Source organism: Variovorax sp. E3 (genome assembly GCF_016082275.1).
Taxonomy (GTDB): domain Bacteria; phylum Pseudomonadota; class Gammaproteobacteria; order Burkholderiales; family Burkholderiaceae_C; genus Variovorax.
The window spans coordinates 1-20,817 of sequence record NZ_MOWM01000004.1; the positions used below are offsets into that span (position 1 = coordinate 1).

At 66.0% G+C, this 20,817-nt stretch carries 20 protein-coding genes and 1 tRNA gene; 12 read left to right on the forward strand and 9 right to left on the reverse strand.

Going from position 1 to position 20,817, the window contains the following annotated elements; all coding sequences use genetic code 11:
• The first annotated feature begins 54 nt into the window (after nt 1–54).
• The gene (gene greB, locus BMG07_RS02125) at nt 55–630 is read left to right on the forward strand and encodes a transcription elongation factor GreB (protein WP_198082970.1); all 576 of its coding nucleotides are present in this window, start codon (nt 55–57) and stop codon (nt 628–630) included.
• Nucleotides 631–647: 17 nt separating this feature from the next.
• Here the strand turns inward: greB and BMG07_RS02130 are convergent, their stop codons facing one another.
• The 4 genes from BMG07_RS02130 to BMG07_RS02145 all read right to left on the reverse strand — a co-directional run bounded on the left by BMG07_RS02130 (nt 648) and on the right by BMG07_RS02145 (nt 4,801).
• A complete protein-coding gene (locus BMG07_RS02130; RefSeq protein ID WP_198082971.1) occupies nt 648–2,903 on the reverse strand; it encodes a bifunctional (p)ppGpp synthetase/guanosine-3',5'-bis(diphosphate) 3'-pyrophosphohydrolase in 2,256 nt (751 codons plus the stop codon).
• 93 nt (nt 2,904–2,996) lie between these two features.
• Complete coding sequence (gene rpoZ / locus BMG07_RS02135; protein WP_021009011.1) at nt 2,997–3,200, reverse strand: DNA-directed RNA polymerase subunit omega; 204 nt, start codon at nt 3,198–3,200, stop codon at nt 2,997–2,999.
• Nucleotides 3,201–3,239: 39 nt separating this feature from the next.
• Nucleotides 3,240–3,860: a guanylate kinase gene (gene gmk / locus BMG07_RS02140; RefSeq protein WP_198083144.1), complete on the reverse strand. Its 621-nt coding sequence runs from the start codon at nt 3,858–3,860 to the stop codon at nt 3,240–3,242.
• A 17-nt stretch (nt 3,861–3,877) separates the two neighbouring features.
• On the reverse strand, nt 3,878–4,801 hold the full coding sequence (locus BMG07_RS02145; protein ID WP_198082972.1) for a YicC/YloC family endoribonuclease: 924 nt from the start codon (nt 4,799–4,801) through the stop codon (nt 3,878–3,880).
• A gap of 90 nt (nt 4,802–4,891) precedes the next feature.
• Between BMG07_RS02145 and BMG07_RS02150 the strand changes: the two genes are divergently transcribed.
• The 7 genes from BMG07_RS02150 (at nt 4,892) to BMG07_RS02180 (ending at nt 11,708) form a co-directional block, all read left to right on the forward strand.
• Nucleotides 4,892–5,899 (forward strand): serine/threonine-protein kinase, encoded by a 1,008-nt coding sequence (locus BMG07_RS02150; protein WP_198082973.1) that lies wholly within the window; start codon nt 4,892–4,894, stop codon nt 5,897–5,899.
• 7 nt (nt 5,900–5,906) lie between these two features.
• The gene (locus BMG07_RS02155; RefSeq protein ID WP_198082974.1) at nt 5,907–6,818 is read left to right on the forward strand and encodes a PP2C family serine/threonine-protein phosphatase; all 912 of its coding nucleotides are present in this window, start codon (nt 5,907–5,909) and stop codon (nt 6,816–6,818) included.
• A gap of 44 nt (nt 6,819–6,862) precedes the next feature.
• Entirely contained in the window at nt 6,863–7,597 is a 735-nt protein-coding gene (gene rph / locus BMG07_RS02160; protein ID WP_198082975.1) for a ribonuclease PH, read from the forward strand.
• A 59-nt stretch (nt 7,598–7,656) separates the two neighbouring features.
• Nucleotides 7,657–8,262, forward strand: a complete 606-nt coding sequence (gene rdgB, locus BMG07_RS02165; RefSeq protein ID WP_198082976.1) for an RdgB/HAM1 family non-canonical purine NTP pyrophosphatase — start codon at nt 7,657–7,659, stop codon at nt 8,260–8,262.
• A gap of 6 nt (nt 8,263–8,268) precedes the next feature.
• On the forward strand, nt 8,269–9,531 hold the full coding sequence (gene hemW / locus BMG07_RS02170) for a radical SAM family heme chaperone HemW (RefSeq protein WP_198082977.1): 1,263 nt from the start codon (nt 8,269–8,271) through the stop codon (nt 9,529–9,531).
• Between the two features lie 32 nt (nt 9,532–9,563).
• Nucleotides 9,564–9,648 (forward strand) — tRNA-Ser (locus tag BMG07_RS02175).
• A 257-nt stretch (nt 9,649–9,905) separates the two neighbouring features.
• A complete protein-coding gene (locus BMG07_RS02180; RefSeq protein ID WP_307866832.1) occupies nt 9,906–11,708 on the forward strand; it encodes a CocE/NonD family hydrolase in 1,803 nt (600 codons plus the stop codon).
• Between the two features lie 115 nt (nt 11,709–11,823).
• Here BMG07_RS02180 and BMG07_RS02185 read toward each other — a convergent pair whose 3' ends face one another.
• Together BMG07_RS02185 and BMG07_RS02190 are read right to left on the reverse strand one after the other, a co-directional pair.
• Nucleotides 11,824–12,660: a transporter substrate-binding domain-containing protein gene (locus BMG07_RS02185; RefSeq protein WP_307866833.1), complete on the reverse strand. Its 837-nt coding sequence runs from the start codon at nt 12,658–12,660 to the stop codon at nt 11,824–11,826.
• A gap of 123 nt (nt 12,661–12,783) precedes the next feature.
• Nucleotides 12,784–13,740: a LysR substrate-binding domain-containing protein gene (locus BMG07_RS02190; protein WP_198082980.1), complete on the reverse strand. Its 957-nt coding sequence runs from the start codon at nt 13,738–13,740 to the stop codon at nt 12,784–12,786.
• Between the two features lie 106 nt (nt 13,741–13,846).
• Here BMG07_RS02190 and metC point away from each other — a divergent pair, with 106 nt between their 5' ends.
• Genes metC through BMG07_RS02205 form a run of 3 tightly spaced genes read left to right on the forward strand, consistent with a single transcriptional unit; the run spans nt 13,847 to nt 16,446 of the window.
• Nucleotides 13,847–15,013, forward strand: coding sequence for a cystathionine beta-lyase (gene metC, locus BMG07_RS02195; protein WP_198082981.1), 1,167 nt, complete (start codon nt 13,847–13,849; stop codon nt 15,011–15,013).
• Between the two features lie 15 nt (nt 15,014–15,028).
• Complete coding sequence (locus BMG07_RS02200) at nt 15,029–15,679, forward strand: amino acid ABC transporter permease (protein ID WP_198082982.1); 651 nt, start codon at nt 15,029–15,031, stop codon at nt 15,677–15,679.
• Nucleotides 15,676–16,446 (forward strand): amino acid ABC transporter ATP-binding protein, encoded by a 771-nt coding sequence (locus tag BMG07_RS02205; RefSeq protein WP_198082983.1) that lies wholly within the window; start codon nt 15,676–15,678, stop codon nt 16,444–16,446. Before BMG07_RS02200 ends, BMG07_RS02205 begins: the two co-directional genes overlap by 4 nt.
• Before the next feature lie 51 nt (nt 16,447–16,497).
• On the opposite strand, the gene BMG07_RS41305 is transcribed toward BMG07_RS02205, so the two are convergent.
• From BMG07_RS41305 to BMG07_RS02215, 3 genes are all read right to left on the reverse strand, one after another.
• Nucleotides 16,498–17,088, reverse strand: coding sequence for a hypothetical protein (locus BMG07_RS41305; RefSeq protein WP_269758554.1), 591 nt, complete (start codon nt 17,086–17,088; stop codon nt 16,498–16,500).
• The gene (locus BMG07_RS02210; protein WP_269758555.1) at nt 16,971–19,301 is read right to left on the reverse strand and encodes a winged helix-turn-helix domain-containing protein; all 2,331 of its coding nucleotides are present in this window, start codon (nt 19,299–19,301) and stop codon (nt 16,971–16,973) included. The genes BMG07_RS41305 and BMG07_RS02210 overlap by 118 nt, the downstream gene beginning before the upstream one ends.
• 100 nt (nt 19,302–19,401) lie before the next feature.
• On the reverse strand, nt 19,402–19,743 hold the full coding sequence (locus BMG07_RS02215; RefSeq protein WP_198082984.1) for a hypothetical protein: 342 nt from the start codon (nt 19,741–19,743) through the stop codon (nt 19,402–19,404).
• A gap of 307 nt (nt 19,744–20,050) precedes the next feature.
• Here BMG07_RS02215 and BMG07_RS02220 point away from each other — a divergent pair, with 307 nt between their 5' ends.
• Nucleotides 20,051–20,803, forward strand: a complete 753-nt coding sequence (locus tag BMG07_RS02220; RefSeq protein WP_198082985.1) for a gluconate 2-dehydrogenase subunit 3 family protein — start codon at nt 20,051–20,053, stop codon at nt 20,801–20,803.
• The last annotated feature ends 14 nt before the right edge of the window (nt 20,804–20,817 follow it).

Genomic DNA, 20,817 nt, shown 5'->3' on the forward strand with positions numbered 1-20,817 from the left:
TACAAGGAAAGCCCGCAACGAAAGTTGCGGGCTTTTTTCATTTGGAGGATCTGCGTGAGCAAGGCATTCACCAAGGAAACCGATGCGGACGGAGACGACGACGGCGCCGATGGCGCGTTGCCTCCGCTGCCCGCCGGCGGCAAGAACTACATCACCCCCGACGGCTACGCGCGGCTGCGCGACGAGCTGCTGCAGCTGATGGACGAAGAGCGCCCGAAGATCGTCGAGACCGTGCACTGGGCGGCCAAGAACGGCGACCGCTCCGAGAACGGCGACTACCTCTACGGCAAGAAGCGCCTGCGCGAAATCGATCGACGCATCCGCTTTCTCACCAAGCGCCTCGAAATCGCCGAGATCACGGACCCGTCGGTGCACCATGGGCGTGACCAAGTCTTCTTTGGCGCCACCGTGCGCTATGCCGACGAAGCCGGCGATGAGCGCAGCGTCACGATCCTCGGCATCGACGAGGCGGAAAGCGCGAAGGCGCAGGTCAGCTGGATCTCGCCGATCGCACGGGCGCTGCTCAAGGCGCGCGAGGGCGATGTGGTGAAGCTCGTGACGCCGGGCGGCGCGCACGAGGTCGAGATTCTGTCGGTGAGCTATCCGGCGCCGCGCCCGGCTGCAGCGTAGCGCTGCACAAAGCCCTGTCAGGGAATCGGCACGGTCCTGGAGGCCGTCAGCACCGAAGCGGTCCGGCGTGCCGCGCGCAGCACCGCATCGAGATGCGCACGGTCGCGCACCGCGATCACGAAGCGCAGGTCGGTCGAGTCCTGCGGCGTCTCGTCGGCCATTTCGACATGCGTGATGTCGGCTTCGGCATCGGCCAGCGTGGCGGCAACCCTTGCCAGCACGCCCTTGTCGTTGCGCACGGTAATGACCACGCCGGTTTCGAACGCGCGCGTGGGCTCGTCGGCCCACTCGACGGCGAAGAAGCGTTCGCTGTCCTTGTGGCGCAGGCGCTGGCCCACGCCGCATTCTTCGGTGTGCACCACCAGGCCTTCGCCGTGCCCGAGGTAGCCGACGATCTGGTCGCCCGGAATCGGCCGGCAGCACAGCGCGAAGCGCACCGATGAGTTCTCGCTGCCATCGAGCGTGACCGCGCCTTGCGACACGGTTTCGTGCGAGATGAAGCGCTCGCGGCTCAGCAGCAGTGCGTCGGGCCGTTCGCCCAACTCCGAGAGCATGGCCACGAGCCGCTTGGCGACGATGCTGGCAATGCGCTTGCCCAGCCCGATGTCGGTCAGCAGTTCGGCGCGGGTGCGGTTGCCGGTGAAGCGCAGCAGCTTTTCCCACAGCGCCTGGTGCTCTTCGTCTTCGTCGGGCAGCTTGCTCAGGCCCTCGGCGCGCAGCGCCTGCGCGAGCAGCTTTTCGCCCAAGCCCTCGGACTCGGCATGCGCCAGCGTCTTGAGGTAGTGGCGGATCTTGGAGCGGGCCCGGCCCGTGCGCACGAAGCCGAGCCACGCGGGGTTGGGCGTCGAGACGGGCGCGGTGATGACCTCGACCACGTCGCCGTTCTTGAGCTCGGTGCGCAGCGGCACCTGGTCGCCGTTGATGCGGGCGGCCGAGGTGTGGTCGCCGATGTTGCTGTGGATGGCGTAGGCAAAGTCGACCACCGTGGCGCCGCGCGGCAGCGCCATGATCTGGCTCTTGGGCGTGAACACGTAGACCGCGTCGGGGAACAGGTCGACCTTGACGTGGTCCCAGAACTCGGCGGCGTCGCGGGTTTCGTCCTGGATGTCGAGCAGCGACTGCAGCCACTTGGTGCCCAGTCGGTCGTTGCTGGCGGCGTTCGGCTCGGCGGCCTTGTAGAGCCAGTGCGCGGCCACGCCGGATTCGGCCACCACGTGCATGGCTTCGGTGCGCAGCTGGAACTCGACGCTCACGCCCGCCGGACCCACCAGCGTGGTGTGCAGCGACTGGTAGCCGTTGAGCTTGGAAATCGCGATGTGATCCTTGAACTTGCCCGGCAGCGGCTTGTACATCTGGTGCAGGATGCCCAGGCCGGTGTAGCAGGCGATCACGTTCGGCACGATCAGGCGAAAGCCGTAGATGTCGGTCACCTGGGCGAAGCTCAGGTGTTTTTCTTCCATCTTGCGGTAGATGGAATAGAGCGTTTTCTCGCGTCCGGCGATCCGCAGCGTCATGCCGGCGGCCGAGAAGGCGGTCTCGACCTCTTTCTGTACTTTTTGAATCAAGTCCCGTCGTCGGCCGCGGGCCTTGGCGACGGCCTTGGACAGCGTGGCGTAGCGCCACGGTTTCAAATGGCGGAACGACAGCTCCTGCAGCTCGCGGTAGGTCTGGTTCAGCCCGAGCCGATGTGCGATGGGCGCGTAGATCTCGAGCGTTTCGCGCGAAATGCGGGCCCACTTTTCACGCGGCGCATCGGCCAGCGTGCGCATGTTGTGCGTGCGGTCCGCCAGCTTGACCAGGATGACGCGCACGTCGCGCGCCATGGCCAGCAGCATCTTGCGGAACGACTCGGCCTGGTTTTCTTCGCGCGTGTTGAACTGCAGCTTGTCGAGCTTGGTGAGCCCGTCGACCAGCTCGGCCACCGGCGCGCCGAAGCGTTCGATGAGTTCGGGCTTGGTCACGCCGCAGTCTTCGATGGCGTCGTGCAGCAGGGCGGCCATCAGGGCCTGCGCATCGAGCTTCCACTCGGCGCATTGCGCCGCCACGGCGATCGGGTGCGTGATGTACGGCTCGCCGCTGTTGCGCAGCTGGCCCAGATGGGCTTCGTCGGCGAAACGGTAGGCGCGCCGCACCAGCTCGGTGTCTTCGGCGCTCAGGTAATCGAGCCGTGCCGTCAATGCGGCAAAGCTTGCCGCGGCCGCGTTCAGCGCCGCCGGGCTCGGCTTCGGCGTGCCTTTGGGGGCATGGGACTGATGTTTGGCTACCGCGCTCATGGCTACCACTTTAGCGTGACCGCTGTATGGACGCGTCCGGACATAAAAAAAGCACCGCTTGGCGGTGCCTTTTCGTTGCAGGGCTGCGTCAGATCAGCCCGGAACCTTCTTGAGCATTTCGATGCCGATCTTGCCTTCGGCGATTTCGCGCAGGGCGGTCACGGCGGGCTTGTTCTTGCTCTCGATCTTGGGCGCGTGGCCTTGGCTCAGCATGCGCGCGCGGTACGTGGCGGCCAGCACGAGCTGGAAGCGGTTCGGGATCTGCAGCAGACAATCTTCGACGGTGATGCGGGCCATGATGAGAAGCTTTCTGTCGGTGAGCGCGGGGCTCGGATATCAGGGGATGTTCAGTGCGGCGAATGTGTCGGCACGCGCACGGCGCTGTGCGGAATACCGAAGCCGCTGAGCGTGGACGATCGCCTTGAGATCGAAAAGCGCGCGCTCAAATACCTCGTTGATTATAACGAAGTCGAATTCCCCCGCCCGAGCCATCTCTTCGGCGGCGTTTTTCAGTCGCAATTCGATCACCGAGGCGCTGTCTTCGCCGCGCCGCTCGAGGCGGGAGCGCAGCTCTTCCCAACTGGGCGGCAGGATGAAGATCATGACCGCGTTCGCGAAAGTCTTGCGGATCTGCAGGGCGCCCTGGAAGTCGATTTCGAGAATCACGTCCGCCCCCTGGGCGATCCGCTCCTCGATGGCGCGCTTGGAGGTGCCGTAGCGGTGGCCGTGCACATGCGCCCATTCCACGAAGCCGTCGGCCGCGATCAGCGCGTCGAACTCCGTCGGCGAGGCAAAAAAGTACTCGCGGCCGTGTTTTTCCTGTCCGCGCGGTGAGCGCGTGGTGTGGGAAACCGAGGGCTGGACGGCCGAATCGAGTTCCATCAGCGCCTTGACCAGGCTCGATTTGCCGGCGCCGCTGGGCGCCGCCACCACGAAGATGTTGCCAGGGTAGTCCATGCTGCTGTTCGTCGTCGTCATTCGATGTTCTGGACCTGCTCGCGCATCTGCTCGATCAGGACCTTCATGTCCACGCCGATGCGCGTGAGCTCCAGCGCCGCCGACTTGGAGCCCAGGGTGTTGGCCTCGCGGTGCAGTTCCTGGATCAGGAAGTCCAGGCGCTTGCCGATCTCGCCGCCCTTCTTGAGCAGGCGCTCGATCTCGTCGAGGTGCGAGTTCAGGCGGGTCAGTTCCTCGGCCACGTCGATGCGGATCGCGAAGGCCGTGGCCTCGGTCAGCGCGCGGTCCTGGGCGGCCTCGGGCAGGGTGCCGCCGGTGCTTTCGGTCAGGCCCATGGCCTCTTTCCAGCGCTCCAGGAAGCGGGTGCGCTGCTGTTCGACCAGCTGCGGCACCAGCGGGCCGGCCTGCTGCACCAGGGTGCGCAGCTGGGCCAGGTGGGCCTCGAGCATCTTGGCGAGCCGGGCGCCTTCGCGCTGGCGGGCCGACATCAGGCCGTCAAGGGCCTTGCCGCTCACCTCGAGCAGGTCGGGGCCCCAGTCGCCGCGGGCGGCGCTGTCGCCGCCGGCCAGGCGCAGCACGTCGGCCACGCTCAGCTCGCGGGCGCTGGGCAGCCAGGCCTTGATGCTGTCCTGCACCCCGTTGAGCCGCTGGAGCAGCTTGACGGAGGGCTCGACGACGCCCGCCTGGGCGGTGTTCTCGATCGCTGCCCGCACCTCGACCTTGCCGCGCTTGAGCTTGCCCGTGAGCAACTCGCGCAGCGCGGTTTCATGCTGGCGCAATTCCTCCGGCAACTTGAAGGTGAGATCGAGGAAGCGGCTGTTGACCGAGCGGATTTCGACCCCGAGCCGGCCCGCGGCGGAGGGCCGTGCTTCGGCTTCGGAGTGGCTGCCTGCGGACCCATTTTGGCCGCTGGCGTAGCCGGTCATGCTGTAAACTGGCATTGCGCCTCACTGTGGTTTTGCTTGCAAGCACCGAGCGTCGGCACGGCGTTCGCTTGCCGCACCATCGCCTTCGGGCGAAACTCCCGGATTATGTCAAAGGTCAAGCCTTCGCCCCTGTTGCCCGATACGGTCATCGGCGGATACCGCGTTGTACGCCGGCTTTCCGCGGGTGGTTTCGGTGTCGTCTATCTCGCCATCGACCCTGCCGGCCAGCAGGTCGCCATCAAGGAATATCTGCCCTCGTCGCTCGCCACCCGGGGCCCCGACGAGCTGGCGCCCCAGGTGCCGCCCGAGAAGTTGTCTCTTTACCGGCTGGGCCTCAAGAGTTTCTTCGAAGAAGGCCGCTCGCTCGCGCAAATCTCGCATGCCTCGGTGGTCAGCGTGCTCAATTTCTTTCGCGAGAACGAGACCGTCTACATGGTCATGAACTACCTGGAGGGCGCGACCCTGCAGGATTTCGTGGTCACGGCGCGCGACCTCAAGAAGCAGAAGGTCTTCCGCGAATCCACCATCCGGTCGCTGTTCGACGAAATCCTGCGCGGCCTGCGCATCGTCCACCAGTACAAGATGCTGCATCTGGACATCAAGCCCGCCAACATCTTCGTCACCGACGACGACCGGGCCGTGCTGATCGACTTCGGCGCCGCGCGCGAAGTGCTCAGCAAGGAGGGCATCTTCATCCGCCCCATGTACACCCCCGGCTTCGCGGCCCCCGAGATGTACCGGCGCGACTCGTCGATGGGCCCGTGGACCGACATCTACGCCATTGGCGCCTGCATCTACGCCTGCATGCAGGGCTACCCGCCCAACGACGCGCCGCGGCGCATCGAGAAAGACCGCCTCAGCCTGTCGCTGTCGCGCCTGCGCGGCGTGTATTCCGACAACCTGATCGAGGTCGTCGAGTGGTGCATGTCGCTCGACCCGCTGTCGCGTCCGCAATCGGTGTTCGCGCTGCAGAAAGAACTCAGCCGCGAAGGCGAGCGCCGCTACACCAAGCTCACGGTGGGTGAGAAGGTGCGCCTGTCGATCGACAACATCCGCTCCTTCGACAAGAAGAGCCTGCCCAGGGCCGCCGCGCCCACCACGCGCCCCGCATGACATCACCATGAAATTCTCCGTCTTCCAGGTCAGCCGCAAGGGCGGTCGTCTCAAGAACGAAGACCGCATGGGCTATTGCTACACGCGGGAGTCGGGCCTTTTCGTGCTGGCCGACGGCATGGGCGGCCATCCGGAAGGCGAAGTGGCCGCGCAACTGGCCCTGCAGACCATCGCCGCGCTCTACCAGCGCGAAGCGCGCCCGATCGTGAAAGACGTGAAGTCCTTCCTGGCCGAATCGGCCATGGCCGCGCACCAGCAGATCATGCGCTACGCCAGCCACAAGGCCATGCTCGACACGCCGCGCACCACCGTCGTCGCGGCCGTGCTGCAGGGCACCACCGCCACCTGGATGCACTGTGGCGACTCGCGCCTGTACGTGGTGCGCGACGGCCGGCTGCTGGTGCGCACGCGCGACCATTCCCACGCCGAGCGGCCCAAGCCGCACGGCTCCGACACGCCCGTCAACCGCAACCTGCTGCTGACCTGCCTGGGCTCGCCGACCACGCCGCTGTTCGACGTGTCGAACCCGCTGCAGCTGCAGCGCGGCGACCGCCTCATGCTGTGCTCCGACGGCGTGTGGGGCGTGCTCGACGACGCGCTCATCGTGCACACGCTCTCGTCGGGCAAGCCCGTGTCCGACGCCGCCCCCGACCTGGCCGAAATGGCGCTGCGCAAGGGCGGCGCCCACAGCGACAACGTGACGCTCATCGCCCTCGAATGGGAAATGCCCGACAGCACCGCGGGCGACGACCGCAGCGGCGTGTCGACCGAGACCATCGAGGACGGTGTGTTCGCCTCGACCATCCAGGCGGGCATGCCGTCGGACAACGAGATCGACGACCTCGACGAAGACGCCATCGAGCGCTCCATCGCCGAGATCAACGAAGCCATTCGCCGCTCGGCCGCACGCAAGACCTGAGCGCGCCGACCGTTCCCCTTTTTCCCTCTTTCGAGTCTCCAACCATGACTGCATTCACACGAAGCGGCGGCCGTGCCGCCGACCAACTGCGCCCGGTGCGCATCACCCGCGGTTTCACCATCCACGCCGAAGGCTCGGTGCTCATCGAGTTCGGCCAGACCCGCGTGCTGTGCACCGCGTCGGTCGAAGAAAAAGTGCCGCCGCACAAGAAGGGCAGCGGCGAAGGCTGGGTCACGGCCGAATACGGCATGCTGCCGCGCGCCACCCACACCCGCAGCAGCCGCGAAGCCGCCAAGGGCAAGCAGACCGGCCGCACGCAGGAAATCCAGCGCCTCATCGGCCGCTCGATGCGCGCCGTGTTCGACCTGGCCGCACTCGGCGAGCGCACCATCCACCTCGACTGCGACGTGCTGCAGGCCGACGGCGGCACGCGCACCGCGGCCATCACCGGCGCGTTCGTGGCCGCGCAGGACGCCGTCAACAAGCTCATCGCCGCCGGCACCCTCAAGGCCTCGCCCATCAAGGGCCACGTGGCCGCCATCTCGGTTGGCATCGTCGAAGGCGCGCCGCTGCTCGACCTCGAATACACCGAAGACTCGGCCTGCGACACCGACATGAACGTCGTCATGACCGGCGCCGGTCACTTCGTCGAAGTGCAGGGCACCGCCGAAGGCGTGGCCTTCACGCGCGACGAAATGAACATCCTGCTCGGCCTGGCCGAGAAGGGCATCGGCGAACTCGTGACCCTGCAGAAGCAGGCACTCGCCGCCTCGAACTGACCACCTCCAGCTACTGGCGCCTGCTTGCAAGGCGGGCGCCACAGCCACTTTGACTTTCTATGAAACTGGTTCTGGCTTCCAACAACGCAGGCAAGCTCGCCGAACTCCAGCAACTGTTCGCGGAGCTGTCCGTCACGCTCGTGCCGCAATCGTCGCTGGGCGTGGGCGAGGCTGAAGAACCCTTTCGCACCTTTGTAGAGAACGCGCTGACGAAGGCACGCCACGCCAGCGCCGCCACCGGCCTGCCGGCCATTGCCGACGACGCCGGCCTGTGCGTCGATGCCTTCGGCGGCCTGCCGGGCGTCGACACCGCCTACTACGCCACCCAATTCGGCTACGCCAAGGGCGACGCCAACAACGTGAAGGCGCTGCTCGAGCAGCTCGACGGGGTCGTCAACCGGCGCGCCGCGCTGGTCAGCACCCTGGTCGCGCTGCGCAGCCACGACGACCCCGAGCCACTCATTGCCGTGGGCCGTGTCGTCGGCGAGATCGCGCCCGCGCCCGTGGGCGACAACGGCTTCGGCTTCGACCCCGTGATGTACCTGCCGAGCTTCGGCAAGACCTTTGCCCAGCTGACGCCCGAGGTCAAGAACGCCAACAGCCACCGCGGCCGCGCGGCGCAGGCCATGCTGGCGCTGATGCGCGAACGCTGGCTGTCGTCGTAGTTCGCCATGGCCACCGTCTTCCCGATTCAACCGGCGCAGCCCACGGGCGCGCCGCAGGCCAACGACGTGCTGCACTGGATGCGGCCCGGTCCGCTGCAGCTCAGCGCGCTGCCGCCGCTGTCGCTGTACATCCACCTGCCGTGGTGCCTGCGCAAGTGCCCGTACTGCGACTTCAACTCGCACGAGTGGCGCGCCACCAGCGAAGCCGACATCGACGGCATTCCCGAGCAGGCGTACCTCGATGCGCTGATTGCCGACCTCGACGCCGCGCTGCCGCTCATCTGGGGCCGGACCGTCCACACCGTCTTCATCGGCGGCGGCACGCCGAGCCTGTTCTCGCCGCAGGCCATCGACCGCCTGCTGGGCGACGTGCGCGCGCGCCTGAAGCTCGCGCCCGATTGCGAGATCACCCTCGAGGCCAACCCCGGCACCTTCGAGCGCAATCGCTTTCGTGCGTATCGCGCGGCAGGCGTCACGCGCCTGTCGGTGGGCGTGCAGAGCTTCAACGACGAGCACCTGAAGGCCCTGGGCCGCGTGCACGACCGCGCGCAGGCCATTGCCGCAGTGGAAGAGGCCGCGAGCGCCTTCGACACCTTCAACCTCGACCTGATGTACGCGCTGCCGGGCCAGACGCTCGAGGGCCTCGACGCCGACCTGTCGCAGGCGCTGTCGCTCGCGCCGCCGCATCTGTCGGTGTACCACCTGACCATCGAGCCCAACACCTGGTTCGCCAAGTTTCCGCCGACGCTGCCCGAGGACGACATCGCCTACGCGATGCTCGACCGCATCACCGAACGCACGGGTGCCATCGGCATGTCGCGCTACGAGGTTTCGGCCTATGCCCGCGAGGGGCACGGCTGCGCGCACAACCTCAACTACTGGGAGTTCGGTGACTACCTGGGCATTGGCGCGGGCGCGCACAGCAAGCTGAGCTTCGCGCACCGCATCGTGCGCCAGGTGCGCTACCGGGAGCCGCGGCTGTACATGGAGAACGCGCGCGCCGGCGCCGCCGTGTCGCAGAGCGACGAAGTGGCGCTGGCCGACCTGCCGTTCGAGTTCATGCTCAACGCGCTGCGGCTGAAGGCGGGCTTCACGCTGCCGCAGTTCAGCGAGCGCACGGGGCTGGCGATGACGTCGATCCAGCGCGGCCTGGAAGAGGCCGAACGCAAGGGGCTGCTGGCGCGCGACCTGTTCCGGGTGTGGCCGACCGAGCGCGGGCTGGACTTTCTGAGCGACCTGCAGGCGATGTTCCTGCCGGACACGGAGTAGGGCGCGGCTGTCAGCTTAAAATCGACGATTCCGGAGAGTTGGGTGAGTGGTTTAAACCAGCAGTCTTGAAAACTGCCGACGTGAAAGCGTCCGTGAGTTCGAATCTCACACTCTCCGCAAATTTTCCTTTAAAGTCAACAGCTTGGGTTGATTTTAAATTTTTGTCCCACATAAAAGCCCACATAAAGCCACCCTCGGACGAGCGGTGGTTTTGTTTTTGGACGCCACCCATCAAGCATCCACATGCCAAGGTGGCGAGGTTGGTCAACGTGCTAACGAAATCCGAAGAAGTACGGAACATGAAGAGGGTCTACGCAACTCTGCTTGCACTGTCGGCGGCCTGCCTCCTGTTGATGCCGGCACACAGCAAAGATGTGAAGCCTGACCCCGAGACAGGCCTGCCGACGTCGAGGCCCTTCGAGTTTCCCGAGCTCGGCGCGGTGACCCCGTTCTGGGACCGGCGGCTCATGGGTTACTTCACCACCGTCGACGGCGTCCGGCTGCGCTACAGCGTGCTGCTGCCGAAGGGGCAAGGCCGGTTCCCCGTGGTGCTGAGCATCAACGGCTACGACGCCGGTTCGATCGGCGGCGGCGCGTACCTGAAGAACAAAACCGCGATGTCCGTCGACTTCGATAAACGGCTGGTGGAGGCCGGCTATGCGGTGATGGGCGTCAACACTGCCGGCACCGGGTGCTCCGACGGCACCCTCGAGTACACCCGCCCACAACTGGGCAGGCATGGCGCCGAGGCCGTGGAGTTTGCCGCGGCGCAAGCCTGGTCCGACGGCAAGGTCGGCATGGTCAATGCGTCGTATGGCGGCTCTTCGCAACTCGCGGCGGCGCAATTCCAGCCGCCGCACCTTCGCGCGATCGTGCCTGGCGTGCCGCTGGTGGACTACCGCGACGCGCTGATGCCGGGCGGCGTGCCGCAGCCCGGCTTCATCACCCCGTTCCGCGGCGTGTTGCGTGGCTACTGGAGCAACGTGGTCGCCCAGACGGCCAGGGAGGAGGGCGACGCACATTGCCTGCGGCAAGTCGAGAAGAACCTCGTGGCCGAGGAAACGAATTCGATCATGAACCTGTACGTCTCGCATCCCTTGCGTGACGACTACATGAACAGCTTCGACCTGTCGCGCAACGCGGACCGCATCCGGGTGCCGGTTCTGTCATTCGAGTCTTTCCAGGACCAGGCGATCACGGCGCGCGGCGGCCACTACCACTCCAAGCTCGACCCCACGAAACTGTGGCGCTTCCAGTCGAACGGCAGGCACGACATGTATTTCGCCGAGGCCTTCCAGATCACGGCGGTGCGTTTTCTCGACCGGTTCGTGAAGGGCCGAGACAACGGCTTCGAGCGCGACACCTCGCGCACCACCGTGTGGATGGAGACATCCGGCACCGGCAGCGGTCCGCTGGAGCGGCGCGCTTCGCCCAAGCCGCGCTGGGTGGTACAGCGAGACACAGTCAAGGACGAGGACCTTGCCGTCAGGGAGTTTCACCTGGGCGCTGGCAACGTGCTGGCGGACAGTGCCACGCCCGGCGCGGCCGACGCCTTCGACTATCCGGGTGCCGGCGTGGCCGTCAACGACGTGGCGGGCAACAGCTTCTGGGGGCCGTTGCCCGGCGACTGGAAGACGACCAGCCTCGCCTACACTTCGGCGCCGCTGAGCCAGGACATGATGGTCTGGGGTCCGGGCAGCGCGGACCTCTGGGTCGCTGCCAACGGCGGCGACGCCGACCTCCAGATCACCGTCACCGAACTGCGTCCCGATGGGCTGGAAACCTATGTGCAGCGCGGCTGGCTGCGGCTGTCGAACCGCCTGCTCGACACCGCGCGCTCGACCCCGCTGCTGCCGGTGCACCTCGAACGGCCTGACCAGCTTCTGCCGCTGCTGCCCGGGCGTCCGGTGTTCGCACGCGTGGAGATCAACAAGATGGGGCACTACTTTCGCAAAGACTCCCGATTGCGTGTGTGGATCGACACGCCCGCGCAAAGCGGCGGCCTCGTGTTCGACACCTACACGCAGAAGCAGCGAGTTCACGTGCTGCACAGCGCAAAGTACGACTCGCTGGTGCGCTTCGGCGTGCTGAAGGACGTCAAGGGGCCCGAAAGCCAACCGGAGTGCGGGAGCGTGCTGCTGCAGCCGTGCCGGCCGGACCCACTCGCGGCCAACTGACTCGCGTCGGGCGCAGTGCGCCCCTGCAGTGCGCGTCCAGCTACGGCCGCCGCTTTCCGTGCCGGTGGTCTACGTCGGCGGGCTCTTGCGACGCCATCACTTCGTCATTGCCTCGTCACTGCCTCTCGGCTTGTGTGATCTCGGTCGACATCTGATAGCTCACGCCGAGCCAGCGATTCGATAGCCTGTCGATGGTGCCATCGGCACGCATGTCCTTGACAGCCTTGCTCACGGCCTCGCGCAACGCGGGCTGGTTCTTCTGCATCGCCGCAGCCGACAACTGGTAGGTCAGCACAGGGCCGACTTCCTTGATCGGCAGTTTGTTCACAGTCGCGTACCGCATGCCGCCAAAGTGCGAGCTGATGAGCGCATCTATGCGGCCTATGGCGAGGTCGTTGAACACTAGCCCGCCGTTGTCGTAGGTCACGATTTCAGAGTTGAGCAGGTTCGCGCGCGACCAGGACTCGTTGCTCGTGCCCGCAGTAACGCCGATGCGCTTGCCCTTCAGGTCGGGCCGGTCCTTGATGTCGTTGTTGACTGCGCGCACGAATATGCGGAAATCCTCCAGGCCGTAGGCGGTGCTGAAGTCGACCTGCTTCTCGCGCTCGGCGGTGGGCGTGAGGTCGTTCATCACGAGTTCGTACTTACCGGCCTTCAGGCCCTCGACGAAGTTCTTGAAGAGGTCGGCGACGAACTCGACCTTGGCCACGCCGATGCGCTTCGCCACTTCTTTGGCCACTTCGACGTCGTAGCCGGCGGGCTGATTGCGGTCATCCAGCATGCTCCACGGCGGACTGGCCTGCGTGTTGGCGATACGAATCACGCCTGTTGCGCGCGCATGGGAAAGAAGGTCGACCTGCTGCGCCCAGGCGGCGGGAGCGGACACCATGCCGAAGGCCGAATAAGCAAGAAGGCGGCAAAGCAAATCGCGTCGGAGGAAAGCTCGGTTCATGGCGCTGTACAGGAGTTGAAGGTCTGGGAACGAGCGCGATCTTGTCGCGCGTCATCGTCTCGCCACAATCCGTCGCAGATAGTTGCTCGATAAGCTCGGCTTATGCCCTCAGCAGGGGAACCCCTATGCCTTTCTGGACGCCTTGCGCGCGGGCGGAGCCGGCGGGGCACCGCTCAGTGCCTCGCGCACCCGCTGCAGGTCGGTGTCCAGCTGGATGCGCATCATGCGCAGCAACTCCTTCGCATTTTCCGACAGCGGCACGCCTGGCCTGAATACCAGCAGCGAGGTGGCGACGATGTCGAAGACCATGGGCTTGAGCAGCAGCCCACGCGCCACGTAGTCGAGCGCCATCACGGGGTGCGCCATGCCCATTCCGACACCCCGCAGCGCGAACTCGCACACTGAATGTGAGTAGGGCGTTTCGATCACCGGCCGCAATGTCCTGCCCTCGCGCGCCAACGCGTCGTCGAGCGCGCGTCGCCCCACGTCTTCGGGGTTGAGCGCGATAAAGGGATGGCTCGCCAGGTCGTTCGCGTCGATGACCTTCTTGCGCGCCAGTGGATGCCCCGTGTTCATGACGATGACACCGCGGACCTTCGCGAACGGGGAGTGCTCGAGGCCTGTGACTGACAGCTCTTCGGCCATCAACCCGAAGTCGAGTTGGCCGGCCGACACCTGCTGATAGACCTCGCGCGAACTCATCACCTGGAACGACAGCTGGATCTGCCGCCGCTCGAGGCCAAAAGCCGCGATGGCCCGCGGCATGAAGCCCGTGCCCAATGCCGGAAGCGATCCGATGGCCAAGCGCCCCAGGCCGAACGACTTCAAGCTCCGCACGCGATGCTCGATCATCTCCAGGCCGGTGAAGTAGCGGTCGACTTCAACCATCAGCGCCACGGCTTCCTGTGTCGGCACCAGGCGTCCGCGAACCCGCTCGAACAGGCGCAGTTCGCAGGCGAGTTCGAACTTGCGCAGCGACTGGCTCACTGCGGGTTGCGACACGCCCAGCAAGGTCGCGGCCTGGCTGGTCGTGCCCGCGCGCATGACCGCGCGGAATACCTCGATGTCCCGTTTTTCCATCCATAACCTCGGCTTATCGAGCGAGTTTTTTCCGCTGTTGAGTTGACAGGCCGGCTGACAAATACTTCAGAGCATCGAGACAACCTAACCTGAACGAATAGCATAAATGCAATCAATTGCTCCAGCTAATGACCAGTTCGAGAGCCTGTCGCCTGCCGTGATGCGCGGCTCGACGGTGGTTTTCAAGAACTTCAGCGACTTCGTGAATCGCAAGAGCCGCCAGCCAGACGGCTTCAGCTACGGCATCACGGGCACGCCGACGGCGCGCGGCCTCGAGCGCAAGATCGCAGAACTCGAAGGAGGGCGGCATTGCGTGGTGACGCCTTCGGGGCAGTCGGCCCTGATGACGACGGTCATGGGTTTCGTGCGCGGAGGCGATCACCTGCTGGTGTCCGCGGCGTCCTATGGCGCGCTGAAGATATTCGCGCAGAAATGGCTCGCGGGCATGAATGTCGAGGTGGAGTTCTACCCGCCCGCCATCGGCGCCGAGATCGAGTCGCTGATCCGGCCGAACACTCGGATGATCTGCATGGAGTCGCCGGGCACGGTGACCATGGAGATGCAGGACACGCCCGCCGTCGCGGCAGTGGCGAGGCACCACGGCGTGCTCACAATGATGGACAACACCTGGGCAAGCCCGCTCGGCTTCCGACCGTTGGAGCACGGCGTCGACTTCAGCATCGAGGCGGCGACCAAGTTCCTCGGCGGGCACTCCGACCTGCTGATGGGCAGCATCAGCATGAACGACCGCGCGCACTACGAGGTGCTGCGCGAGACCCAGAGCATCCTCGGACAGCAGGTGAGCCCGGAGGACTGCTTCTTAGTACTTCGCGGCCTTGAGACGCTGAAGGTGCGCGTGGCCGCGCAGAGCGCATCGGCGTTGAGCATCGCGCAATGGCTGCAGACGCAGCCCGAGGTCGACAGGCTTCTGTATCCGCCGCTCGAGTCGGACCCCGGGCATGCGCTGTGGAAGCGCGACTTTCGCACCAACGGGTGCCTGTTCTCGCTGATTCTGAAGCCCGCGCCGGAAGCGGCGTTTCATGGTTTCTTCGATGCCTTCAGGCGCTTCGTCATCGGAGCCAGTTGGGGTGGCGTGCACAGCCTGGCTGCGTACTATCCGGCGGCCTTGCAGGCGGAGCGTGTCTTTCCGGCCACCGACCAGCCTGTGGTGCGGTTGTCGATCGGCCTGGAGGATGCCGGAGACCTGATAGCCGATCTGCAGGCGGCGCTCGCGGGCTACGCTGCCCACAGGGCCTGTGCGCAGGCGCGTTGAAGACGGAGGCCACGCATGATGGATCTGTTCGTCAGGGCGCTGCCCTTGCTGGAGAAGGCCGTGCTGGTCACTCTGGGCCTGGGGCTTTCAGCCTTCTTTTTCGGATGCATATTGGGGCTGCTGGTTGCCCTGGCGCGCATCTCGCCATTCGGGCCACTTCGATGGTTCGCATTCACTTATGTCTCCGTGTTCCGCGGAACGCCGCTGCTGATCCAGATCTTGCTCATCTACTTCGGCCTGCCGACGTACGGCATCGTGATGGGGCCGATTCCCTCGGCGCTGCTGGCGCTCAGCCTGTTCGCCGCGGCATACCTCAGCGAGAACTTTCGCTCGGGCATCATGGCCGTCGACAAAGGCCAGTGGGAAGCGGCCTGGTCGATGGGCATGGGGTACTGGAAGACCCTGCTGCGCATCGTGCTGCCGCAGGCGACGCGCATCGTGCTGCCGCCCGTGGGCAGCCGACTGATCGGCCTGATGAAGGACACCTCACTGGCCTCTACGGTCACCGTGGTCGAACTCACACGGGTCGCCGAGCAGATGGGCGCCACCACCTTTCGGTACATGGAGATGTTTCTCATCGTCGGCGCCATCTACTGGTTCATCAACCAGACGCTCACTCTTTTGCAGACCTGGCTTGAAAGCCGCTTCTCGAGGCGCTACGCATGAATGAAAGCTCCACCTTCCCTGTCCAGGTGCGGAACCTTGCCAAGAGCTTCGGCGCCAACAACGTGCTGCGGCAAATCGACCTCACGGTGTCGCGCGGCGAGGTGGTGGTCATCATGGGGCCTTCAGGTTCGGGCAAGACCACACTGATCCGTTCGCTCAACTTCCTCGAGATGCCTGATCGCGGCACCGTGCGCATGTGCGGCATCGAGATCGCCGATGCCGGGCCGAAGCCTTCGGCCGAAACGCGCCGTCGCATGCGCGAGATCCGTCGCAGGACGGCGATGGTCTTCCAGTCGTTCAACCTGTTCCCCCACATGACCGCCGTCGAGAACGTGATCGAGGGCATGGTGTCGGTGCAGGGCCTGCGCAAGGCGGCGGCATTGCCGCGCGGGCGCGAATTGCTGGCGCAGGTCGGGTTGCTCGAGAAGGCCGACGAGTATCCGGGGCGGCTGTCGGGCGGCCAGAAGCAACGGGTGGCAATCGCGCGCGCGCTGGCCATGAACCCCGAGGTAATCCTGTTCGACGAGCCCACGTCCGCGCTCGATCCCGAGCTACGCGGGGAGGTGCTGAAAGTGATGCGCGATCTGGCCGGCAAAGGCATGACGATGCTCGTGGTCACGCACGAGACGCACTTTGCAAGAGACGTGGCCGACCGCATCATCTTCATGGAAGGCGGCGTGATCGTGGACGATGCGCCCCCGGCGCAGTTCTTCGGCCCCGCGACGAGCCAGCGCGCCAAGGATTTTCTCGGGCTCATCAGGGATTAGCAGATGCACATGTTCGCCCAGCGTGCGCCCGATCAGCCCATCGGGGAAAGCTCAGTCGGCGATGCGCTGCAACGCAGCCCGCGCCCGGGTCTCGTCAAGCAACTGTTCGGCCCGCGCCTCGTGGCCCAGGATGGCCCACATATTCGCCAGGCTCTGCGCGGCGCGCAGTTCCCAGCCCATGGCGCCTTGCTGCCGAGCGATGTCGATGGCGCGCAGATAGAAGGCCTCGGCTTCGTCGGTCATGCCGCCGCGTTCGCTGCGCCAGCCGGCGGCTCGCCAGACTTCCGCGGCGCTCCAAAGGCCTTCACCGCGCGCGAGCCGCGCGATCATGCCGTCGTCGACCCAGTCGGCGCAGAAGGTCACGAGCATTTCCCTGCGCGGCGCGTCGTAGCCCGCAAACCGCTCGGACACTTCGCGGATGTGACGGCTGCGCTCCGGCAGGTTGTCCAGCCGCAGGGCCTGGCAGAACCATTCGGCATACCGCAACCAGCCCAGCAGACCCTTGCGCTGCGCTTCTTCCATCATCAGCGGCACCCAGCGGCGCGCCAGTTCGCGGTCGTCCGCCCACAAGGCGACGACGCAGGCGCCGTACAGCGCAGAGCACAGCGAGACCGAATTGCCGATCGATTCCGCGCGGGCCACGGCGTCCTTCGCGACGCGCAGGGCCGCTGCCGTGTCGCCCTGCACCCACAGGGTGCGGCACAGCACGGCCATCGCGCCACGGTCGCGTCGGGGCCGAGCATGTTGGCGTGCGTGCGCCCGAGGCCGCTTGAAATGGCGATCGAGGCTTCGCTGTGCTGCCGCGAGACATCGAAGTTGCCGCAGAAATGGTGAGCCATCGCACTCACCCGGTGGGAGAGGATGAGCGCTGCCGGGTCGGATGCCGAAGCCACCATGGCGAGCAGCTTTTTCGAATCGCGCAGGGCGGCGGTGTACTCGCCACGAAACATGTCATGCGTGCAGCGGCCCCAGAGGGCCCGCAATGCCAGCACGGGCGCCTGCATCGTCAGCGCACCTGCCATCGACCGGTCGCAGAGGCGGTCCAGGTCTTCATGCGAGCCCTCGGTGTTCAGCAGCACCGTGACCAGCGTGGTGCTCAGCCATGTGGCGGTCTCCGTGTCAGGCTCGGGCTGCTGGTCGACGAGCGCGAGCGCGGCGGCGACCTTGTCGCGGTATTCGACGACCTGCGAGACATGGAACCAAAGGGGCATGGACGCGATGATGAGCGCCGCGGCCGCCCGGGCATCCGGTTGCTGCACCAGGCGGACATCCAGTGCGAAGCGCACGTCGTCCAGACGGAATGTGTAGCGCTCGCCCCAAGCCTGCTCGGTGAACTCCGGTATCTCGGCCGTCGCCGTTTTCATCAGATCGAGCATGAACGCCGCATGGCGCCGCTGCATCGCTGCGCGTTCCTCGCTCTGCACCAGAAGCGATGCGGCGTAGCTTCTTGTCGTATCGAGCAGCCGGTAGGGTGCGACGGCGTCGCTGCTGTCGAACGAGACCAGCGACTTGTTGGTCAGCGAGATCAGCGCGTCGAACGCCGCATCCGGGTCCGTATCGGCATTGAGCTGCAACGCGGATTCGACATCGAAGCGCCCGCGAAAGACCGACAGGCGGCGGAACAGTCGCAGCTCTTCCTCGCTCAGCAGCGCGATGCTCCAGTCGAGCGCCGCTGCAAGGGTTCGGTGACGTGGCGATGCAGCCCGCTTGTCGATGGCGTAGAGCCGCATGTGGTCGTCGAGCCTGCGCGCGAGATCGCCGGCCGATTGGACGCCCAGCCGAGCCGCCACGAGTTCGATGGCCAGCGGAATGCCATCGATCTGCCGCGAGATCTTCGACAGCAAGGGCCCATGCGATTCATTGAACGCGCCGGCACCCGCGGCCCTTGCGCGCTCCACAAGCAGCTTGACCGACGGCCAATGCAAGGCCTGTGTGAGCGGAATGCCTTCCGCATCGGGAACGGCCAGCGGCGGCAGGCGGACGACGTACTCCGCCGTCACTCGAAGGGATTCGCGGCTGGTCGCCAGAATACGCAGGTCCGGCAGCGCCGTCAGCAAGCCGTTGACGGCTGGTGCGAGCGATTCGATCACGTGCTCGCAGTTGTCGATGACCAGGAGCACATCCTGCCCCTGCAGGCATTGGGTGATCGCCTGCACGGTGTCGGGCATGTCGGCGGCGGCGCCCAAAGACCGTGCCATGGTGCTGAGCACGTGGGCCTGCGAGATCAGGGGCGACAGATCGACGAAGGCCGTCTGCGTGGCGTGCTGCGACTGCTGGTGCTCCGCGACGTGGATCGCGACACTGGTCTTCCCGATGCCGCCGGGTCCCACGAGGGTGACCAGCCGGTGGGCGCCGAGCGCAGCGAGGACTTGCTCCACCTCCAGATCGCGGCCGACCAACTCGGTCAACCGCACCGGCAGTTTGACGAATGAGGGCGCGGACTGTCGTGGCTTGGCGCTGCCGGAAGGGTCGACCCATTCGCGATCGACCCTGGCGTTGAAACGGTAGCCGCGCTGAGGAATGTTGGAGATCCATTCCTTGCAGCCTTCGGCTTCACCTGGTTCGCCCAGCACCTTGCGCAACAGCGACATGTGGACGCGCACGCTGGCTTCCTCGACCACGACACCGGCCCAGACGGTGGCCAGCAGCTCGTCCTTGCTCAAATATTCGCCGGCGCGCTTGACCAGTTGCAGCAGCAGGTCGAACGCCCGCGGCCCGAGTCGCACGGCTTGGCCTCCGCGTTCGAGGCTGCGGTGCATTTCCCGAACGGTGAACGGTCCGAAGCGCCAGAGGGCCTCTGCGGATGCCGCCGGCACATGCGGGGATGTCGGTAGGGCGTTGCGGTCTGCTTGCATGAATCACCCATGCAGGATGCATCGGGTCTCGGCGGATTGTTCCACGCCTCAGGGGCGTTCACGCAGTGGCGGCGGCATAGCCGTCCGGCATGAGGGGCGGTTACAACCAGCCCTGCTCGCGGGCATCGGCCAATCGGTATGTCAGGTACGCCGCGGCTTCGTCCCGGTCGTAGAAACAGCCGTCGAACAGAAACCCGGACTGTAGCGACGGCTTCACCGACAAGACCTTGCCGGCGGCGGTTCTCGCAACCACCACCTCGTCGGGCAACCCGTCGATCACGTGGACCGGCGCGAGCCGTCCGTCGGCGAAGCGTGACGGGTAGATATGGCCGGTTTCCGCGTTTCGGAACGCGGGGCGGAAGCCAAGGTGACGGTTTTCGCTGCTGATGCCGCCGCTTCCGCGGTACGTGACGTTTTGCTGCGCAAGGATCGATGGATTCATGGCTCACCCCGTGAATGAAGTTGCAGGCTGTCGTGTTCGTGTCCTCCGTGAGCGGCGCCTTTGGCATGCGGCGCACTGAAACGGATGCTAGGCAGCGCTTCCCGCAATCGGAAGATGGCTGCGCCACATCGCGGTGTTGCCGGCAAGGCAACAACGGGCGGCACCGCCCGATTGATGCCCGCGCCTCAACCCGGTGGTTCCGCCAAACCGCCTACCGGCAAACGGCAACGCTCCCTAGCATGAATGGCACCGCGGCACGCCTGCCCGGCTCCCCAACGCAGCCTCTCACTCTTCGAAGAAAGACCCCATGTCCCTTGACTCCAAGGTTCCCCCCGCGCGGCGAATCTTCCTGAGCCGCATCGGCGGCGCATCCGGCGCGGCGCTGGCGCTGCCTGCGTTGCTCGGCGGACTCGCGCCATCGCCCGTGCCTGCGCAAGCCGCCACCGCCGTCGCCAGCGGCGCGCAGACCCGACCCGCGGGCTACCTTTCGCTTGGCCCGCAGGAGGGTGCGTGCGTCGAAGCACTGATCAACGTGATGTGCCCGGCCGATGCGCTCACGCCCAACGGTGTCGACTGCGGCCTGCATGTCTACATCGACCGGCAACTGGCGGGCGCGTGGGGCCGCGGCGACCAGCTCTACCGGCAGGGCCCCTGGCACCCCGGCAAGCCGCAGCACGGCTACCAGTCGCCGCTCACGCCCGAGCAGCATTTCAAGGAAGGTATCGCGGTGCTGCGGCACGAGACCCAGCGCCGCACGGGCAAGGCCATCGAGCAGCTCGAGCCCGCGCCGCTCGATTCGTTGCTGCAGGACGTCGCGGCCGGCCGGTGCGACGACGACCCGCGCTTCCCGCTCGGCGCGTGGTTCAACGACGCCTTCTATCCGCTGTTCGTCCAGGCTTGCTTCGCCGACCCGATCTACGGCGGCAACCGCGACAAGGTCTTCTGGCGCTCGGTGGGCTTTCCCGGCTTGCCCGCGCTGCATGCACGCAACGTCGTCGAGTTTCGCGGCCGGCCCGTTCCCGTCGCGGCCACGCCCCAATCGATCGAGGACTTCAGCTGAAAAGGCCTGACCCA

Bases quoted from the DNA above. Each gene is read 5' to 3' on its own strand.
- BMG07_RS02130 (WP_198082971.1), bottom strand. From the start codon at position 2,903: ATGAGCGCGGTAGCCAAACATCAGTCCCATGCCCCCAAAGGCACGCCG.
- rpoZ (WP_021009011.1), bottom strand. From the start codon at position 3,200: ATGGCCCGCATCACCGTCGAAGATTGTCTGCTGCAGATCCCGAACCGC.
- gmk (WP_198083144.1), bottom strand. From the start codon at position 3,860: ATGGACTACCCTGGCAACATCTTCGTGGTGGCGGCGCCCAGCGGCGCC.
- BMG07_RS02145 (WP_198082972.1), bottom strand. From the start codon at position 4,801: ATGCCAGTTTACAGCATGACCGGCTACGCCAGCGGCCAAAATGGGTCC.
- BMG07_RS02150 (WP_198082973.1), top strand. From the start codon at position 4,892: ATGTCAAAGGTCAAGCCTTCGCCCCTGTTGCCCGATACGGTCATCGGC.
- BMG07_RS02155 (WP_198082974.1), top strand. From the start codon at position 5,907: ATGAAATTCTCCGTCTTCCAGGTCAGCCGCAAGGGCGGTCGTCTCAAG.
- rph (WP_198082975.1), top strand. From the start codon at position 6,863: ATGACTGCATTCACACGAAGCGGCGGCCGTGCCGCCGACCAACTGCGC.
- rdgB (WP_198082976.1), top strand. From the start codon at position 7,657: ATGAAACTGGTTCTGGCTTCCAACAACGCAGGCAAGCTCGCCGAACTC.
- hemW (WP_198082977.1), top strand. From the start codon at position 8,269: ATGGCCACCGTCTTCCCGATTCAACCGGCGCAGCCCACGGGCGCGCCG.
- BMG07_RS02185 (WP_307866833.1), bottom strand. From the start codon at position 12,660: ATGAACCGAGCTTTCCTCCGACGCGATTTGCTTTGCCGCCTTCTTGCT.
- BMG07_RS02190 (WP_198082980.1), bottom strand. From the start codon at position 13,740: ATGGAAAAACGGGACATCGAGGTATTCCGCGCGGTCATGCGCGCGGGC.
- metC (WP_198082981.1), top strand. From the start codon at position 13,847: ATGCAATCAATTGCTCCAGCTAATGACCAGTTCGAGAGCCTGTCGCCT.
- BMG07_RS02200 (WP_198082982.1), top strand. From the start codon at position 15,029: ATGATGGATCTGTTCGTCAGGGCGCTGCCCTTGCTGGAGAAGGCCGTG.
- BMG07_RS02205 (WP_198082983.1), top strand. From the start codon at position 15,676: ATGAATGAAAGCTCCACCTTCCCTGTCCAGGTGCGGAACCTTGCCAAG.
- BMG07_RS02210 (WP_269758555.1), bottom strand. From the start codon at position 19,301: ATGCAAGCAGACCGCAACGCCCTACCGACATCCCCGCATGTGCCGGCG.
- BMG07_RS02215 (WP_198082984.1), bottom strand. From the start codon at position 19,743: ATGAATCCATCGATCCTTGCGCAGCAAAACGTCACGTACCGCGGAAGC.
- BMG07_RS02220 (WP_198082985.1), top strand. From the start codon at position 20,051: ATGTCCCTTGACTCCAAGGTTCCCCCCGCGCGGCGAATCTTCCTGAGC.